Source organism: Nitrospira sp., assembly GCA_029194665.1.
Taxonomy (GTDB): Bacteria; Nitrospirota; Nitrospiria; order Nitrospirales; family Nitrospiraceae; genus Nitrospira_D.
This window is the reverse complement of sequence record JARFXO010000001.1, coordinates 557,214-573,379: the sequence shown is the minus strand read 5'-3', so window position 1 is coordinate 573,379 and position 16,166 is coordinate 557,214. Positions and strand designations below refer to the sequence as shown.

At 56.5% G+C, this 16,166-nt stretch carries 22 protein-coding genes; 7 read left to right on the top strand and 15 right to left on the bottom strand.

The window, feature by feature from the left end; genetic code table 11:
- Positions 1-456 carry a hypothetical protein gene (locus P0119_02685; protein MDF0664963.1) on the top strand — a complete coding sequence of 152 codons (456 nt, stop codon included), beginning with the start codon at positions 1-3 and terminating at the stop codon, positions 454-456.
- A 125-nt stretch (positions 457-581) separates the two neighbouring features.
- The gene (locus tag P0119_02680; protein MDF0664962.1) at positions 582-1,259 is read left to right on the top strand and encodes an SDR family NAD(P)-dependent oxidoreductase; all 678 of its coding nucleotides are present in this window, start codon (positions 582-584) and stop codon (positions 1,257-1,259) included.
- A gap of 61 nt (positions 1,260-1,320) precedes the next feature.
- On the opposite strand, the gene P0119_02675 is transcribed toward P0119_02680, so the two are convergent.
- A complete protein-coding gene (locus P0119_02675) occupies positions 1,321-1,497 on the bottom strand; it encodes a hypothetical protein (GenBank protein ID MDF0664961.1) in 177 nt (58 codons plus the stop codon).
- Between the two features lie 86 nt (positions 1,498-1,583).
- On the opposite strand from P0119_02675, the gene P0119_02670 reads away from it, so the two are divergent.
- Positions 1,584-1,988 carry an IS630 transposase-related protein gene (locus P0119_02670; protein MDF0664960.1) on the top strand — a complete coding sequence of 135 codons (405 nt, stop codon included), beginning with the start codon at positions 1,584-1,586 and terminating at the stop codon, positions 1,986-1,988.
- Positions 1,939-2,412, top strand: a complete 474-nt coding sequence (locus P0119_02665; GenBank protein MDF0664959.1) for an IS630 family transposase — start codon at positions 1,939-1,941, stop codon at positions 2,410-2,412. The genes P0119_02670 and P0119_02665 overlap by 50 nt, the downstream gene beginning before the upstream one ends.
- Positions 2,413-2,594: 182 nt before the next feature.
- On the opposite strand, the gene P0119_02660 is transcribed toward P0119_02665, so the two are convergent.
- The 7 genes from P0119_02660 to P0119_02630 all read right to left on the bottom strand — a co-directional run bounded on the left by P0119_02660 (position 2,595) and on the right by P0119_02630 (position 6,820).
- The gene (locus P0119_02660; protein MDF0664958.1) at positions 2,595-2,837 is read right to left on the bottom strand and encodes a type II toxin-antitoxin system HicA family toxin; all 243 of its coding nucleotides are present in this window, start codon (positions 2,835-2,837) and stop codon (positions 2,595-2,597) included.
- Positions 2,834-3,040 carry a 2-oxoisovalerate dehydrogenase gene (locus P0119_02655; GenBank protein ID MDF0664957.1) on the bottom strand — a complete coding sequence of 69 codons (207 nt, stop codon included), beginning with the start codon at positions 3,038-3,040 and terminating at the stop codon, positions 2,834-2,836. The genes P0119_02660 and P0119_02655 overlap by 4 nt, the downstream gene beginning before the upstream one ends.
- Before the next feature lie 122 nt (positions 3,041-3,162).
- Positions 3,163-3,552 carry a restriction endonuclease subunit S gene (locus tag P0119_02650; GenBank protein ID MDF0664956.1) on the bottom strand — a complete coding sequence of 130 codons (390 nt, stop codon included), beginning with the start codon at positions 3,550-3,552 and terminating at the stop codon, positions 3,163-3,165.
- Between the two features lie 74 nt (positions 3,553-3,626).
- A complete protein-coding gene (locus P0119_02645; GenBank protein ID MDF0664955.1) occupies positions 3,627-4,379 on the bottom strand; it encodes a 6-carboxytetrahydropterin synthase in 753 nt (250 codons plus the stop codon).
- Positions 4,380-4,410: 31 nt separating this feature from the next.
- Positions 4,411-4,995: a DUF3501 family protein gene (locus P0119_02640; GenBank protein ID MDF0664954.1), complete on the bottom strand. Its 585-nt coding sequence runs from the start codon at positions 4,993-4,995 to the stop codon at positions 4,411-4,413.
- A 25-nt stretch (positions 4,996-5,020) separates the two neighbouring features.
- A complete protein-coding gene (locus P0119_02635; GenBank protein ID MDF0664953.1) occupies positions 5,021-6,301 on the bottom strand; it encodes a heterodisulfide reductase-related iron-sulfur binding cluster in 1,281 nt (426 codons plus the stop codon).
- A 93-nt stretch (positions 6,302-6,394) separates the two neighbouring features.
- The gene (locus tag P0119_02630) at positions 6,395-6,820 is read right to left on the bottom strand and encodes a rubrerythrin family protein (protein ID MDF0664952.1); all 426 of its coding nucleotides are present in this window, start codon (positions 6,818-6,820) and stop codon (positions 6,395-6,397) included.
- A gap of 236 nt (positions 6,821-7,056) precedes the next feature.
- On the opposite strand from P0119_02630, the gene P0119_02625 reads away from it, so the two are divergent.
- Together P0119_02625 and P0119_02620 are read left to right on the top strand one after the other, a co-directional pair.
- Positions 7,057-7,548, top strand: coding sequence for a hypothetical protein (locus P0119_02625; protein MDF0664951.1), 492 nt, complete (start codon positions 7,057-7,059; stop codon positions 7,546-7,548).
- A 58-nt stretch (positions 7,549-7,606) separates the two neighbouring features.
- Positions 7,607-8,140: a hypothetical protein gene (locus P0119_02620; GenBank protein MDF0664950.1), complete on the top strand. Its 534-nt coding sequence runs from the start codon at positions 7,607-7,609 to the stop codon at positions 8,138-8,140.
- Between the two features lie 56 nt (positions 8,141-8,196).
- On the opposite strand, the gene P0119_02615 is transcribed toward P0119_02620, so the two are convergent.
- The 7 genes from P0119_02615 to P0119_02585 form a co-directional block, all read right to left on the bottom strand.
- Positions 8,197-8,874, bottom strand: coding sequence for a MarR family winged helix-turn-helix transcriptional regulator (locus P0119_02615; GenBank protein MDF0664949.1), 678 nt, complete (start codon positions 8,872-8,874; stop codon positions 8,197-8,199).
- Positions 8,875-8,978: 104 nt separating this feature from the next.
- Positions 8,979-9,836, bottom strand: a complete 858-nt coding sequence (locus P0119_02610; GenBank protein ID MDF0664948.1) for a universal stress protein — start codon at positions 9,834-9,836, stop codon at positions 8,979-8,981.
- 40 nt (positions 9,837-9,876) lie between these two features.
- Complete coding sequence (pfp, locus tag P0119_02605) at positions 9,877-11,124, bottom strand: diphosphate--fructose-6-phosphate 1-phosphotransferase (protein MDF0664947.1); 1,248 nt, start codon at positions 11,122-11,124, stop codon at positions 9,877-9,879.
- Positions 11,125-11,227: 103 nt separating this feature from the next.
- Positions 11,228-12,604 carry a hypothetical protein gene (locus P0119_02600; GenBank protein MDF0664946.1) on the bottom strand — a complete coding sequence of 459 codons (1,377 nt, stop codon included), beginning with the start codon at positions 12,602-12,604 and terminating at the stop codon, positions 11,228-11,230.
- Entirely contained in the window at positions 12,588-12,812 is a 225-nt protein-coding gene (locus tag P0119_02595; GenBank protein ID MDF0664945.1) for a DUF2934 domain-containing protein, read from the bottom strand. The genes P0119_02600 and P0119_02595 overlap by 17 nt, the downstream gene beginning before the upstream one ends.
- Positions 12,813-12,826: 14 nt before the next feature.
- Positions 12,827-13,792 carry a universal stress protein gene (locus tag P0119_02590; protein MDF0664944.1) on the bottom strand — a complete coding sequence of 322 codons (966 nt, stop codon included), beginning with the start codon at positions 13,790-13,792 and terminating at the stop codon, positions 12,827-12,829.
- Positions 13,793-13,858: 66 nt separating this feature from the next.
- Positions 13,859-14,362, bottom strand: coding sequence for a universal stress protein (locus tag P0119_02585; protein ID MDF0664943.1), 504 nt, complete (start codon positions 14,360-14,362; stop codon positions 13,859-13,861).
- Between the two features lie 432 nt (positions 14,363-14,794).
- On the opposite strand from P0119_02585, the gene P0119_02580 reads away from it, so the two are divergent.
- Positions 14,795-15,658, top strand: coding sequence for a universal stress protein (locus P0119_02580; protein MDF0664942.1), 864 nt, complete (start codon positions 14,795-14,797; stop codon positions 15,656-15,658).
- Positions 15,659-16,166 lie beyond the last annotated feature (508 nt).

Here is a 16,166-nt window from a genome sequence, read left to right as displayed (position 1 = left end):
ATGAAATATTTGCTGGGGAACTTAGCTCTGTGCGCAACGCTGTTCGGTACGGTGCCGGTTGGAGCCCACTCGGCGAAACCATCCGACCCAGTGAAGGCCCTCCACGCCGGGCAGGCCCTTACTGCAGGGCCCTATCATCTAGAGCTGGTCGCCAAGGACAGAGAACTGATCCTGTATGTAACGGATCATTCAGACAAGGCCATCCCCACTGATGGGGCGAAAGCCAAAGCCACTATCCAGCAGGGGTATGAGAAGGCCAACATCCAGGTGGAATTGGAGCCATCCGGCGAAAACACCCTCAAGGGTACCGGGGAATTTACGATTAATCCGGATACCGGGATCATTGTCTTCCTCAGGTTACCGGAACAGGAAGCTTACGCAGCCCGCTTCACTCCGCTCAACAGCAAGGGCGGGACCGCACAAACAGGCGAGCACCACCACAAGCCGAAACATTGATCGTCTCAGCTTCCTCAGCATTCACAATAACTCTTGAAGGTTCCGTCGCGGTCGCCTAACGTGCCGGCAACCAGGGTATGACAGGATTATTGGATAAGTGGAGGAGCCGGAGGTCTGGTATTGCCTTGGTAACCGGCGCTAACAAGGGTATCGGCCTTGAGGTAGTCCGGCAATTGGCGGCGAAACAGTGGCGGGTGTTCCTCAGCGGACGATCCCTCGATTCCATCGAACGAGCTGCTGTCTCCCTTTCCACCCCATCGGTCACCCCCGTCGTCCTCGATGTCACTGATCAAGCGAGTATCGACATGGCTACGAAGATCGTCTCCGAGACCGTCGATCATCTTGACGTCCTCGTAAACAATGCCGGGATCTTGGACGATCATGATGATTCGGCCCTCAATCTCCCTGCCGATCAACTCCGGCGAATGTTTGAGACCAACACCATCGGCCCCTTGCTCGTCACCCAGGCGTTCGTCCCTCTGCTCCACAAGAGTGCTGCCGCTCGAATCATCAACGTCTCGAGTGGAGTCGGGCGGTTGAGCGACATGGGTTCAGCGGTTCCAGCCTATGGCATTTCCAAAACGGCGCTCAATGGCGTGACCGGCAAATTCGCGGCGGCGCTCAAGAACGCCGGCATAGCAGTAAATTCCGTCGATCCAGGGTGGGTACGGACTGAGATGGGCGGGAACAAAGCGCCCCGTTCAGTAGAACAGGGGGCGGATACGATCGTCTGGCTGGCTACCCAGGCTCCTCAGTCGATGACCGGCCAGTTTCTTCGAGATCGTAAACCGATTCCGTGGTAAAGCATTCCGCCGGATTTCGAGAGCCGTGTTTAGGATCAAGACAGATGACCGTTTGATCCGATCACCGCAATAGATTCGCCGATGGCTTGTCCATGTAGGTCAACAGCGCGATCAATCCCGCGCCGATCAACAGCCACAAGAAACCGCCTTTCCAATTTCGTTGGCTGAACGCGAACACGCTGATCAGGAACAAGAGCGCTCCCACAATGCCGATTAGCATCGACCCCGCCGCACTCATCAGCCCCTCCGTAGAAGAGATTCCTGTTTATAGCCAAGCCCTCAATTACTGATGGACATTGACGGTGGACTTTGCGATCATGGGGCATGAGATGCTCATCAGATTTGCGCCAACGGGTCGTGGATTTTGTCCGGAGTGGTGGCAGCAAGGCCGAGGCGGCTCGGCGATTCAAGGTGGGCGAGGCCAGCGTCTACCGCTGGCTCAAGCCCGGCGGCCTAGCATACAAGCGTCCCGGCCCACAACGACCCCACAAACTGGATTGGGACGCCTTGCGTCGTCATGTGGAAGTCCATCCCGATCGGACACAAGCGGAGCGAGCACGGCATTTCCAGGTGTCCCGGCATTGCATCTGGAACGCACTCCACAAACTGGCGTTGACCCATAAAAAAAAGGATCGGGTACCAGGAGCGCGATCCGCAGCAACGGAAACAATTCCTGCGCCTGCGCGAGCGGTTCTTTCGCCGTGGCAAACGACCCGTCCATATCGATGAATGCGGGTTTGCGTCGTCGACGGCGCGGCGGTATGGGTACGCACCGAAGGGTCACCGCGTGGACGGCCTGGTCTCCGGGCAGCGCCGGCCACGGACCTCGCTGATTGCGGCCCGTATGGATGGGCGATTCGAAGAACCACTGCTGTTTGAGGGGACGTGCGATACGGTGGTCTTCAACACCTGGCTCAAGACGAGGCTGTGCCCGCGTCTCAATGCCCAGCACCTCGTGATCATGGACAACGCGGCCTTTCACACATCGTCGGAGACGGCGGCGCTCATCGAGGCCACCGGCGCCACGCTGCTGTTCCTGCCGCCGTACTCTCCCGACTTTAACCCGATCGAACAGGACTTCGCTGCCCTCAAGAAACGCAGGGAATACCATGAAACCGCTACCCTCGATCAGATCGTGAAGGCCTATTCATAACTATGGGCTTAGCTATAGCATGTCGAGAGGAACGAACTCCAGGGCTTGCGCGTGATTTACAAGGTTGAGGACCAGCGCGTTCCGGTGGTAGTCATGGATGTGACCGCGCAATCTGCTGCCTAACTTCTGCTCAGCGCTGTTCGGGCTCTTTGCCTTCGACCAGCAAGCGCAAGGCTCTACTGTTATCCAAACAGCCGTTCAAGAAGCACCTCGCGGTTTATCTCAAAATGCGCGGCCACATCGGCGAGAATGGCCGAGAGGGTGCCGATGCGAAGCGGGGTATGCTGGGGGATCGTGAGATGATGCTCGCCATGCTCGTAAGTGGTGAGTCGAAGGTGACTGCCTGTTTGGCGGGTAATCAAGTAGCCGAGTTTGCGAAGGGCCTGAGCGAGATCGCTCCCGGACAGATCGCGGGGAAGCCTCATACGGCGATAATTTCCTCGCGGACATAGTGAAGGCGGACGATCTTTGGGGCCATGCCTTCTTCAAAGTGACAACGAACGGCTTCACGGACTTTCCCCGGCAATTCAGCCGGCGTGTCCGCTTCTGTGAAGATCGACTGCCCGAGCGCGCGCGCAATATACCCGCCCTCCGGAGCTTCTTCGACGACAAAGATCAACTCATTCATGGCGATCCCGCATCAAGGGTGTGTTTGGCACATGGTAGTCCCGCACCCACCTAATGTCCAGCCTGCAACGCCTTACGCACGAGTAACCAGAGATGTGGTTTAGACTACCTGAATTTCCTGAATCAGACCGCCGGGGCCAGCGCCTCATGCAGCACGGCTTCGAGGCGGCGGCGGCTGTCGGTCTGGGTGGTGGCGAGCTGCGCGTCGAGCTGATCGCAGAGGGTCATCAGTTCATCGACCTTGGCGACGATGCGCTGTTGCTCGGCGAGGGGTGGGAGAGTGAGAACAAACTGGTCAACATCTTCTCGGGAAATTCCCGGTCTCAAACTGCGTGCGCTTTCCTTCAACGTCTCTGCAAGCCGGTATGTTGCTAAGAGCAGAAACTGCCGACTGATCGCGACTTCTGTCAAATCACAAATTGCGGTTTTGCCGACGCCTGCCCCTTTAACGGTCAGCAGTATGTGTCCTTTCTTTGCGACTGCCTTCCGCACAATCGCGTAGCGTGTAATCACCAACCCGTTGTCTCCAAAGGCTGCAGATCCGGTGATATAGGGTGGCCCGCCTTTCGAAAGGGTAAAGGATCCGTTCAACCGGCGTAGTCGAACGAGAGGTCGCGGGTTTGGACGAGGCGGATGTTGTGAAGGGTTCCTCTGGAGAGGCGACCGGCAATACGGTCCCAGATCGCCTTGACTAGCGCTTCGCCCCTCACCGTTTCGGATCCAAGCGCCTGGCAGAGGTCCTGTCGATCAAAAGTCTTGATGACGCGGTCCTGCACCAGTCGATCCAGCGCTCCAATGTCCGTCACCATGCCCGTCGCGGGATCGATTGTCCCGTAAACCGTCACGTAGCAGTCCCAGTCTCGCCCCTGATGGGCTTCTTGGGCTGCGTTAAAGGTATACCGCCTGGTAACGGCGGCGACATCCGGACCGTCGGCTGCAGTCGCCTCGGCATAGAGATCTTCGTCCTCACAGAGCCGAAGGGTGTGGAGTGTACCGATATCCCGTTGGGCAACCAGCTTCGTCCACAGCACGTGTGCGAAATTTTCGGAAGTAGGAATTCGCTCTTTGAAGTAGGGCATGTCGAGATTCAGGTTCTTGTGATCAAATTCTTCGATCACCGCCAGGAGAACACGTTTGAGGTCGAACAGGTTGACGACCATGCCGGTCCTTGGATCAATCTCGCCGGAGACCGTCACCTCCAGCAAATAGTTGTGTCCGTGAGCGGGAGGATTATAGCAGCGCCCGAACGCCGCTCGATTCTTCGCCTCATCCCATTCGGTCCTGACATAACGATGCGCTGCGGCGAATTCGATGCGTTTGGTCAACAGAACAGTGGGCATAGTTCTCCGGGGCTGAGTCCTGAGTGCTGAGTTAAACGCTTAGATCAGCGACCCATTCTTCCCTCATGTTGCCTGGAACAGGGACCTCCTCGTGGTACTCACCATGATTCACTCGAATTGAAACGGGTCGGGTGAGATCCGCAAAGGCGGCTTTCATCTTGGCGCTCGGTCGAAATCTGACGAAATGGACCGCGCTGATTTTCGTCTCGTGGCTGCGGCCACCTTCGAACTCGCCGAAGGCTTCTTCGCCGCCGGCGACGATCGCTATCTTCTTTCCGTGATCCAGCCCCATGAAGTGATCGAGCCTTTCTTTTATCTTCGCCTCATCGGTGATTTCAATCAACAGGGTTGCGCTCAGCTCGTGCTCCTCCGGCAAGAGCGCGTTGTATACATCCAGCTCATCCTGAACCTTGGCAGGATCGATGATCCGCTCGGCTCTGATCATTTCCTGAATTTGAAACCGGAGGGTGTCCCGATTTTCGAACACGACGGTGATCAAGGGGCCAAGAGAAATCCGTCGCCGTTGCTTCAGTGCGATGATCTTTGCGCGAAAGGCATCTCGCTGTCGTTCATACTCTTCGTACGGGATGATATCGTCGGAAGTGATCGCCTTCACCGATTGCTCCCTTTTGCCCTGTCCATCACTCTTGTGACGACAGCCCATACGCATCACGGACGATCTGAATCGGATGCAGGACGGCTTTTCCTCCTGCATGGGCCGTCGCGCCGGCTTGTTCCAACTGTAAGCCGGCCAACGGGCAGTCCGAAGCGACGAGGTCAGCCGGCGTTTGCTCTATCGCCCGCACGGCCTTGCCGGCGATTTTCATCGACAAAGAAAAGAACTCCGTTTTGGCGGACCAGGCGCCGTCATGTCCCGAACATTGTTCGATCACCTCAACCTGCGCCCCGGCGCATTCCATGAGTTCCTTTGATTTAAACCCGATATTCTGGTCCCTGAGATGACAAGGGATCTGGTAGGCGACGCGCCCCGGCTTCTTGGTGAAGTCGCTCGTTAACTGGCCGGCCTTTTTCATCGCCATCAGATATTCGCAGACATCGAAGGTCCGCTCGGCCACCTGTCTGGTTTGCTCACCGCGATCAAGCTCTGGATATTCGCGCTTTAGCATCAAGCTGCAGCTCGCGGTCGGGACGACAACATCGTACCCCTTGATGACCCAGGGGTACAATGACGCGACGTTGCTTCGAACAGCTTGCTGAATGGCCTGGGTATCCCCAATATCGAAACTCGGCATGCCGCAACAGCGCTGTTCCGGCACCACCACCTGGACCCCGTTCTTCTCCAGGACCTGCACCGTCGCCTTGCCGACGTCGGTCGCTTGAAAATTCACGAGGCAACTGGCAAACAGCGCGACCTTGCGGACGGGTGGATCGGTTGTTAACGTTTTGGTTCGACGACCGAACCAGCGGGGAAACGTCTCTCCGGAAAAATGCAGGAGCCGGCGGTCCCGGTGAAGCCCCATGACTCGTTCCAGAAGGCTACGCACAAGTCGGCTCTCCAACAGCCTGTTGGTGACGGAGGCGGTTGCACTGCCGAGTCTTCCGATCATATCGGTCATGATCAGTAGGCGATCCCGCGATCGAACACCGCGCTCCGTTGCAAGATGCTTCTTCCAGGCGACCATCAAATGCGGGAAGTCGATTTCGTAGTGATGGGGCGGAGTATAGGGACAATGGTTGAAACAGAGCTTACAATAGTAGCATTCATCGACGATTTGATGATGATCGGTCGGAGTCAGTCCGGCCAGATCACCCTCGTACGCATCGATCCGGCCCAGCAACGTGTTGAACGACGGACAGAGATTGAAACAGCGCCGGCAGCCGTCACAGACTTCGAAGATCCGGAGTGTTTCCTTCTCCAACTGCTTGGAATCGATCGGTACGATAAGGCTGAGACCCTTCATTCGCCTCTCCGAAAACGACCAGCGGCCAGCCTTCGTCGACGGATTCCCGCCACGTCGAAAACTGACCGCTGCGCGTGAGCTGATAGCAGGCTGTTAGCCCTTGAGACTATCCAATCCCTTCTGAAACCGATTGGCATGGGACCGCTCGGCTTTCGCCAACGTTTCAAACCATTCTGCCAACTCAGGAAATCCTTCGTCTCGGGCGGTCTTCGCCATCCCGGGATACATTTGAGTATATTCGTAGGTTTCACCCTCAATGGCGGATTTAAGGTTGGTGTCGGTGTTCCCCATAGGCACACCGGTTGCCGGATCTCCCACCTCTTTCAAAAAATCCAGGTGGCCGAAAGCGTGGCCCGTTTCGGCTTCCGAAGTGTCCCGGAAAAGCCCGCCGACGTCCGGATAGCCTTCAATATCTGCCCGCCGAGCGAAATACAGATACCGACGATTGGCCTGCGATTCGCCTGCAAACGCATGTTTCAGATTGTCGTGACTTTTGGTTCCTTTTAGGCTCTTTCCCATGTCAACCTCCTCCTTATTCGCCTACCCACCTTGCGTAGGGCTTCACCCATAAAAAGCGCCACTTAAGATAGCTCAGCCGTCGTCAGAGGTTCAAGGGGCTTCGTGACCTCAGGTCGGCGCTTTTCGAGAGAGAGTCATCGAGGATGCCCGCCGATCGAACTAGTGTTGGCACGGCTGGCTGTATGTTAGACTCCCACTGCATGGACGTATGAGGACTCTTATCCAGGAGGCTCCATGTGAAGGTTTCCATTGGCCACTTTTTCTACCGAACAGTAAGTATTATCTCGTTATGCGTCCTGCTTCTGTCTGGTTGTGCACAAGACCCGTATCAGCGGCGAGCGGATATCATGAAAGACCATGTGGAGAACTTTTATACGCACCTCAAGGCCAATAGAGTGGGAGCCGCAGTCCACGAAAACGAACAGATCGAAGCCATGGCCGACCAGATGGCGGACACCGTCAGGAAGCAGGGTCAGTCACAGGGGACGTCGCAGGTCGGACGCGAATTCGCCCTGATGCAAACTGCTCGAGGCACAGCAGCTCAGAATTGGATTGCGCTGGGACAATATCTTGCGATCAAGCAGCAGCCGGAGAGGGCCCGTGCATCCTACCAACGCGTGATCGATACCTACACAGAGCCGACGGAACGCGCCTACCGAGAACAAGCCGCTCGAGCGTTGAGAGACTTGGAGATCGTGTCGGATCCCTCTCCCGGCTCGACACGCTAATCGCGCAGAGTCGAAACCATTCTGAGGAGGGTTCGAGCCGCTCGCCCTGTGATTGCCCATGATCCACTCGATTGCATTTAGAATGCTGCTGGGCCTCTGTGTGACATGGACGGGATGTGTCCATCGAATTCAGGTGACGCCTCTCCCCACGAGGGCGTCGACCGTCACTATCCCTCGAACGCTTCAGGCCGTTGTCAGCCCGATTTCAATGGAAGGGCCGGACCATCGGCCAGGCATTGTCTTGCTGGAATGGTCGCATCTCGACTTGAAACAGGCAATCTTGCGGTACCTGCAACAACGAGGCGCCTTCGCTTCGGTCTCGTCTGACCCAGCCGACCTGACCTTTCGTGTGGCAACGAAACTGACGCTCACCTCTCACAGCGGCCTCTACCATTATCGAATCGGGTTGCACGCAGAGATGAGCGAAGGCGTCCGGCTTATCAAATCGTATCGGGCCGAACAGACCGCAGTGGGATCATCGGTACGCTGGGTCACTGATTCCGACCGCGTTCCCATCGAAACTGCGTTACAGGCTGCATTGGAAGACTTGATGGGGCAGGTCGAGACGGATCGACCACTCTACCTCAACTAAACTGAACAGCCGGCAGGGTAGGCGCCCTGTGGTTCGCCGGTCGCCAGCGATCATCCCTAGGCGGATTGAGTTACACTCACAGCTTTGTAAATGTCGATATCGACATTATTGTGCGGCTCTCCCGTGGAAACCTCTACATACTCCGGGCAATCGAGACGGAATGCCTGATCTCCAAAAGCAACATTGTAGAATCCACAGTGATGCGGTTGGTCTGATTCGGGATAGGCATGGGGACGGAAATGTTCGCAGGAGACGCACATGCGTGCGACAGGGATTTCCCCTTGCAATTGAAGCGCACGGATCAGTTTCACGAGGGCAGTGAGCAGGGCGACTTGTTCTTGTACCGACAAGTTTTCGGTCGCAGACGCGAGAATCTCAGGCCACCGGTTTTCCACGTGACCTGCCTTGGCTCCAAGTGAGGTCAGATGCACGGTCACGACACGATTGTCGATTTCCCGACGGCGGCGACGAACCAACCGCTTATGCTCAAGCGTCCGGATAACTTCGGAAGCGGTAGGGAGCTTAACGGAAAGTTCCCTGGCAATCGTCGAGACGGTAGCCGAATGATTTGGTCTAGACCGGAGAAACGTGAGGACTTGGATTTGCAAGGGACCGATACCAGGACGCCCCTTCCGTCTCCATGCGCGACTCTTCATCGCCAAACCGATTTTTGAAAGCCCCGTCACTAAACGGTCAGGGAGTGAGTCTTGGTCGATCTTCATTAATGCTGTCATAAAGCATCTCCCTTGATGATCCAAAAGTGCGTCAGTCTATTGCGCTTTCCTCCTTTCCGTCAAGCCCGTTCCGCTGGTGATGAGTCATCCCCTACTTTAGATGATCAGCGGACCACGAGCACCCCGCAGTGGGCATGTTGCACCACACGGGTGGAGACGCTGCCGAGCAGGACGCGGCGGATCGCGCCCAACCCCTTCGCTCCAGTCACGATCAGGTCCACCTTATCCTGTTTGGCCACGGTCAGAATCTCGTCGGACGGCTTCCCCAACCTCAAGGCCTCACGTACCTGGAAGCCCGATTTCGCGAGCTTATCACCATAACGCTGTACCAGTTTTCTCCCGATCTCTTTGACCTCCGGATACTTGAAGGAGGGCACCGTATGCGTTACTGTCACCATGAGTGGTTCCTGGTCCGGACCATCTAGGATCGGATTGACATGGCGCATCAGGAACTTAACCGCTTTATCCGATGCTGCCGACCCATCGATCCCCAACACCACATGCCTGAGCGGCCGAGGGCTCTCCTTCACGACCAGGACGGAGCAAGGGGCATGGTGGATGGCATGGTTTGAGATGCTGCCCAACATGAAGCGATCCAAGGCATCCAAGCCTCGGGATCCTATCGACAGGAGTCCTACGCCGCGTTGCGCATGCTTCATGATCGTGGTTGCCACACCGCCTTGGTCGGTCGTTACGGTTCCGCTCAAACCGAGCCTCGACAACAAGCCCTCTGATTCTTTTTTTGTGGACTTGGCCGCTGTTTCCATACGCTTCACTTCGGACTGAATGTACCGTTCGGTGCCGATGATCACCGGTTGGATCATGAAGGGAGCCCGAACGCTCGCCACGTCGACGACGTGCAGCACGCGAACAACCGGCTTCACACTGAACGGCATCTCCGCCAACCATTCAATCGCCCACCGGCCGTATTTCGATCCATCGGTTGCCGCAAGAATCTTCATGTCGGATACCCTTCGATCGGGCGAGATGCCTCCATGTCGTTCAGAGAACTATGCTGAACCGTTCTCGAAACGCTTCTACGGACAGGCTTGCCAAGGCGGCATAGCGGCCCAACGCATCCGGATTCTTCATGTCGTCCTCAGTCAGCCGAATCATGTATTGTCTGGCAATTTTGAAGGACTCGGACTCGATGTCCACCATCCTCACCTTGGTCCGTCCGGTTGCCGCATCCGCCATCTGCCTAAACGGAATCGGGGTGAACCGTCCGTTTTGAATCGAGACCATGGTCGACGTCCCGCCGTCGAGCAGATACTGAGCGGCGCAATAGCCGAGGTCTCGCGTGTACTCGATGTCGTAGGGAATCGGATCGGCGCAACGGAGCTCATAGCCCACGTTCTTTGCCACGATAGGGATAGCAAGTCCCAATTGGTGAAGTTGCTTCGTCAGTTCACGCCGCAACACGTCGCCGACATCCACGTCGCTCAATCGTAGGTTACCGTGCTCGTCTCTTTCGACCCGCTCCAGTCCACCAAGGTCACGAGCATCGAGAATCTCGATCAGCCCTTCGGCCAGTACCGCAACACCGTCGGTTCGACCCTGTTCCAGCTGTTTAATTATGGCCCCGATTAAACGATCGACGACCCGTTGCAATTTGACCGGCCGCTCGTGAAACTCCTCTGGAATGATCGTCAGAGTCGCACCGGCCGCCTTTCCGATACCCAAAGCGAGATGGCCGGCCTTGCGTCCCATCGTCACGACCACATACCAACGTGTTGTGGTGCGGGCGTCCACCATCAGATTTTTCACGATTTCGACTCCGACGTGACGGGCCGTTTGAAACCCGAAAGTCGGGATACCATGAGGAAGGTCGAGATCATTGTCGATGGTCTTGGGAACGTGAACCACTTGAAGGCGGCCGCCGGCTCGTTCCTCCAGCTTCATCGCCGAAAATGCGGTGTCATCCCCCCCGATCGTGATTAAGCGAGTGACACCGAGACTGGACAGTGCAAACAACACGTTGTTGAGAGACTCTTCGCCTCTGGTTGGGTTGGCACGTGACGTGCCCAGATACGAGCCACCCTGAAAATGGATCCGACTCACCTCCTCGACCGAAAGTGGTCGGACTTGACCATTGCTTCCCTCCATGAGCCATTTGAACCCATCGATGATCCCCAGCACGTCCGAGCCGCCGAGAATACTGCGGATCGTGGCCGCGCTGATCACGCTATTGATCCCGGGAGCCGGCCCGCCACCGACGAGAATGCCGACCATCGTTCGTTGCTCCATCATCGGCTTCTCCCTAGACTATTTTCCATTGGCCTCCCACCTTCTTCATCATTTGCCGCATGGTTGTATACTGGATCTTGTCGGGAGGCAAGAGGTGCAGATCGAATTACTCCGGCAGTTCTTCCAAACCGACCTGGGCGCGAAGACGATTATAGCTGAAGGCCGGTTTCCCAACGCGCTGACAGCCAGGATCATGCCGCTCCATGTCATCGATCAGATCACCGACCCTGCGCCGCAACGTCGCCGTTGCCGCCGCATGCCGAGGTGTCTGGCCGTTGAGCGCGAGATGCGGCTGATCCGACCACTCCAAGTACGCTTTCTCCAGGAACTGGTTGAGCAGCAGATGGTCTTCTTCGCGTGTTACGACCAACGTCGGAGGTTCATCGGACATGAGTTCATCCACCGATAGTTGCCGAACCGGCGGCACCAACGTCTCGCCTCGGAAATGCAATGAAAATCCCAACGAGGCCGCGAGCCGATGCTTGATGTGATTCAGCCGCTGCGGACTGTCACATTCCGCGATCAGTTGAAAGGCGGTGAGCGTGAGTCGGGCAACGAGCCTACCGTCTTCCTGTTGTACCCATTGTCGGGGAGACAGCCGATCTCCCGCAACGCTCTGCGTGGCCTCCGAAGCCGGCCTTTCTACATGAAATTCGTTCATCTCAGCTAGGGCGTCGGTGAAGAATCGATGTTCATGGTGGTCGTACAGAGCGACCGCGTACAGATAGGGCTGGCCGTCGGAATTGCGATATCCGATATGGACGACGGCATCCGCCAAGGCAGCCATACGTCGTTGCGCGAATGCCCAGAGAATCATGTAGCCGAATCGCTTAGCAAACTCCTTCCATTCTCCCAGCGCAAAGGATCCGGTGGTCACCTCCATCTCTCGACGCCATTCCGACGTGATCTCGAGCAAGGCCTCCGCATCGGTTTGTGAAACGGTGATTCCACAACCGGCCCATACGGCCCTGTCTGACTCCTGGGCGTTTGGATCATGGATGACTCTGATAAGCAACGGACGGTCCGCCGCAAGTTCCTTGACGAAATCGCCGCCGGGTAGGATCAGCCTCCTCCCATCGGCAAGTGATTGCAGCAACAGATCTTGGCCAGGTTTTGGCGGCGAGGTCGATTTCAGGACATCGAGATAGGAATGCTTCAAGGGATCGAGCCACTGCCGCTCCTCTTCGGGAATGTGCTCGGTGATAACGTCCCGCAGCTGTTCGATGAGCGTCAGCTGTCCATCGTCCGGGTAGTAGTCGCAAAACAGGTAGAGATTTGCCAGTTCTATTTCCTGCTCAAGCGGCGCAACAAGCCGTCCTGCGTTGCCGTCCAAATAGGGCTTGAGCGCTCGTGCCTGTGCTAGTTCACGTTGCAGTCCGAATTCCGGTTGACGGGAAAGATTGTCCAGGCGCGAGAGCACTCCATCCAGGGACAGAGGCCGCGGAGTCCAGAATCCCGCCGCTTGTTCACCCGCGTGCTTCATGAATTTCTCCCAGGACGATTTCTTCCGCCTCGAGCCAATCTCGAATCGCGCTGCCCTCGCGACGACCGCGCTGTTCCCAGAGCTCGTACGCTTTCCGCGATACCCGTTCCCACATTCCATCCGACGATTCGATGGTCCGCTGGTCTGTGCCAGGTTCAGAAGAGGCTTTGGCCTTCACGTTGCCGGGTTTCTTCGTGGTCCTTCGCATGGTTTGTTCCTCGGTTAATGGCTTGCTGGAATGAGTTGGCTTGAAAACACACGACGATGGCCTGGGCGGAACTTCGGACTGCGGACCGTCAGAACAGGGCATGATGATCTGCGCAGGACTGATTCCGCGACATTGCCGAATAGTGTGTGCGACAAGCCGCGGCGGCCATGGGTCCCCATTATAATCAAATCAACAGACCGGGATCGAGCCGTATCGAGGATAGAATCGGCCGGCAGCCCACCGGAACTGACGAAGTCGGACGGGATGCCGACCGAGGTGATCGCCGATCTGAGATTGGACAGCCGCTTGGTCAGTTCTGTTCGAACCTGTTCCCGCTTCGTCACCCGAGGGAGCGTGAAATCTAACCCGTACGACACCGGCTCCAGTACATGAAGAAGTGTGATGGAAGCCTGTGATCGTTGGGCAACCAATGCCCCATACTCCAGGGCATCGAGTGCACAAGCTGAAAAATCGACCGGCACCAGCACTCGCTCCGGTGGGCAGTTCGGTTTTTCGCTGCTCCAACTTCCATCCGCCCGTTGTTTGACCATCGGCACGGTGAGGACTGGGCAGGGCGCCATTCGAATGACTCGCTCAGCCGTACTTCCCAGCAAGACGTGTTCGAGACCGGTCTTCCCTCTGGTTCCGACGACAATCAATTCGGCCTCTTCGCTTCGCGCGGCGGCTGACACTTCCTCACTCGGGATTCCAGTTGCAACATACGATTGTACGGGAATGCCAAGCGCAACCACCCGCACCTTGAGATCCGTTAATTTCGTCGTGGCTTCTTTCATCAATTCATCCAGGTACAGTCGATTCACCGCGTAGTCGGGGTCCATCCCAGGAGGAAATTCCAGCACGCTCATCACAGTCAAGGAGGCTCCCCATGCCTGAGCCAGCCCACAGACATAGGTTTCCGCTGCCGCCGATTCAGGCGATCCGTCGGTCGCAAGGAGAATTCTCAGTCCCCCTCTTGTCACGTTTACACCGCCTCCGCCATCAACAGAAGTACCTCTCCACTCATCGCAGTCTGTGCATACTGTTTGTTAGCCTGTCGATTTGTGTTGTGATGCGGGGGTGGTAAACGGCACGGTCAGCACGGGGCAGCCCGCCGTGCGAACGACTTTTTCCGCCGTACTTCCGAAGAAAATCTTGTCCACACTGCCGGACCGTCCGCCGTAGCTCCCCATCACAACCAGGTCGATATTCTTGGTGCGTGCAATTTTGGCGATCTCGACGAAGGGCGCCCCCTCCACGATCAGGCGTGTGATCTTCACATCCGCGGCTACTTTCGACTCCAACAATTGCCTCACTTTTAAGCGGGCATGATGGCGTAAGCGGCGGCGCTGTAGCACGGAATCGGAGGGAACGGCCAGCAAACCCAACCGATTGAACGCGGCAAGGGCGCTGGTGTCGATCACGTGCAGGACGAGCAGCGTCGCCCCGCTCAGCCGGGCGACCTGACAGGCAACCCTGAATGCCTCATCCGAACAGGGAGAGAAATCCACTGGAACCAGGATGGCCTTGAAGAGATCCCTATCCCGTCCCATGAGCAATCCTCCTGACCAGAATTCGAGCAAGGGCAATGCCAGGCACGATGACCGTCCCGCAATAGAGACTCCTGTGGAGGAATCACAGATTTGCAGTCGTTCTTATCCTACTTCGGCCACTGGCCATGGAGTCGCCCCCGAATGCAGGGGTTCTCTGCTACAGCAGTCGCTCACTCTCTGTAGCAGAAGGCGCCATACCAGGTGAGAGGTACGGCGTGAACTGTGAGGCCTAAACCGGTGCATCGCACAACTGCTTCCAATTCCTTTCACATCTCGCGCCCCCCTGGGCGGCATTGGACTTGCTCGGCATCCTCTCTAGGGAAAGGTGGGGTCGTATGACCTGGGCCTGCCACGGTTGATGGTTGATAGCTTCATTGTCTGAATGACTCACGTGAAACGAAGCAGTAGATCCACAGCTTTGAAGGTGACGCCATGAAAATTTTGCTTACTGTCGACGGTTCTGATCATTCGTATGAGGCGGTCCGGTCCCTTAAGTACCTGTCTCGCGCCGAGGAACTTCACATTGTGCATGTGCTGGATGTCCATAGCCCGGCTTACCCCATGATGATGCCTGAAGTGGCGCAGGAACTGTACGAGACGGTCGAGCGAACCATGCACGACGATGGGACTCGCTTGTTGGATCGCATTGTGTCGTTGCTTCCATTGGATGTCGGACCGGTCACAAAACATCTGGTCGTTGGATCTCCAGCAGATCAGATCGTGGCCTTGGCAGAACAACTCAAGGTCGGGCTGATTCTCTTGGGTACCCGAGGGCTTGGACCGATCAAGGAACGGCTCATCGGAAGCGTCTCCCATCGAGTGCTGACCTTCGGGCCTGGTGTAAAACTGATTCTTCCCGGTCCCTTGAAAACGCTTCATGACGTATTGCTTCCCTTACAAGGAACCTATGATGCAGACCACGCGCTCGCCTTCCTTCAACAGAAGCCCTTTCGTGATCCCCCCACGATTACTTTGTTCACCGTCCTTCCCCACACTAGACCTCCCTGGCCGGTGGATGCTGTCTCGGCCGAGCAGATGGAAACCCATTCCCTCGGCAAAGCGAAGGACTTCCTCGACGAGATAGCCGTCAAGCTTAAATTATATGGCTGCCAAACCCGCGTGGCGACTGTGTTGGGTACCCCCGTTGAGGGAATCATTCAAGAAGCCAAGACCTCCCATCCGGATCTCATCCTGATGGGATCTCGTGGACGTCGCGGCATCACCCGCATGGTGCTCGGCAGTGTTTCACACGCTCTGCTGCACCAGGGAATCTATCCACTCATGATTTTTGGCTGATTGTCGAAAGGGGCGCACCATGCCGATGTACGACTATAAGTGTCTCGACTGTGGGAAAGAATCGTTGATTGTGGTGACCTTGAAGGAGCATGAAGGTGGGATGGTGACATGCCCCGCGTGCGGCAGCAAAAAGCTGCAGCAACTCTTCAGCCCATTCATTGCTCATACCACAAAAAAGAGTTAGCCCTAATCCGAAAGTGAACATGCGGTTATACGATCTGTTGTCAAAATTATTTCTGGTTAGGGTTAGCACCGTGCCTGCAGCTATGTGGCAGTCCCTACCATTTCGACTCCTTGCATCTGGGCTCTTCGGAATTTGGATTGCAAACGGGCCATGGATATCTTCACTCTACGCTCAAGACTATCCTCCTGACCGTACACGCGGAAAAGCCTTGTATGAGCGGCATTGTCAAAGCTGTCATGGACCAAGCGGCCGGGGCGATGGACCTGCCGCTGCTTCGTTGAAAGTCTCCCCGACCAATTTTCAGCGGTTCCAATCGTTCCTGAA

What these genes read in the sequence shown, in the direction of transcription:
- P0119_02645 (MDF0664955.1), bottom strand. Translation starts at nt 4,379, where the DNA reads ATGCCCACTGTTCTGTTGACCAAACGCATCGAATTCGCCGCAGCGCAT.
- P0119_02685 (MDF0664963.1), top strand. Translation starts at nt 1, where the DNA reads ATGAAATATTTGCTGGGGAACTTAGCTCTGTGCGCAACGCTGTTCGGT.
- P0119_02600 (MDF0664946.1), bottom strand. Translation starts at nt 12,604, where the DNA reads ATGAAGCACGCGGGTGAACAAGCGGCGGGATTCTGGACTCCGCGGCCT.
- P0119_02585 (MDF0664943.1), bottom strand. Translation starts at nt 14,362, where the DNA reads ATGGGACGGGATAGGGATCTCTTCAAGGCCATCCTGGTTCCAGTGGAT.
- P0119_02635 (MDF0664953.1), bottom strand. Translation starts at nt 6,301, where the DNA reads ATGAAGGGTCTCAGCCTTATCGTACCGATCGATTCCAAGCAGTTGGAG.
- P0119_02630 (MDF0664952.1), bottom strand. Translation starts at nt 6,820, where the DNA reads ATGGGAAAGAGCCTAAAAGGAACCAAAAGTCACGACAATCTGAAACAT.
- P0119_02670 (MDF0664960.1), top strand. Translation starts at nt 1,584, where the DNA reads ATGAGATGCTCATCAGATTTGCGCCAACGGGTCGTGGATTTTGTCCGG.
- P0119_02660 (MDF0664958.1), bottom strand. Translation starts at nt 2,837, where the DNA reads ATGAGGCTTCCCCGCGATCTGTCCGGGAGCGATCTCGCTCAGGCCCTT.
- P0119_02580 (MDF0664942.1), top strand. Translation starts at nt 14,795, where the DNA reads ATGAAAATTTTGCTTACTGTCGACGGTTCTGATCATTCGTATGAGGCG.
- P0119_02620 (MDF0664950.1), top strand. Translation starts at nt 7,607, where the DNA reads ATGATCCACTCGATTGCATTTAGAATGCTGCTGGGCCTCTGTGTGACA.
- P0119_02615 (MDF0664949.1), bottom strand. Translation starts at nt 8,874, where the DNA reads ATGACAGCATTAATGAAGATCGACCAAGACTCACTCCCTGACCGTTTA.
- P0119_02675 (MDF0664961.1), bottom strand. Translation starts at nt 1,497, where the DNA reads ATGAGTGCGGCGGGGTCGATGCTAATCGGCATTGTGGGAGCGCTCTTG.
- P0119_02595 (MDF0664945.1), bottom strand. Translation starts at nt 12,812, where the DNA reads ATGCGAAGGACCACGAAGAAACCCGGCAACGTGAAGGCCAAAGCCTCT.
- pfp (MDF0664947.1), bottom strand. Translation starts at nt 11,124, where the DNA reads ATGATGGAGCAACGAACGATGGTCGGCATTCTCGTCGGTGGCGGGCCG.
- P0119_02610 (MDF0664948.1), bottom strand. Translation starts at nt 9,836, where the DNA reads ATGAAGATTCTTGCGGCAACCGATGGATCGAAATACGGCCGGTGGGCG.
- P0119_02655 (MDF0664957.1), bottom strand. Translation starts at nt 3,040, where the DNA reads ATGAATGAGTTGATCTTTGTCGTCGAAGAAGCTCCGGAGGGCGGGTAT.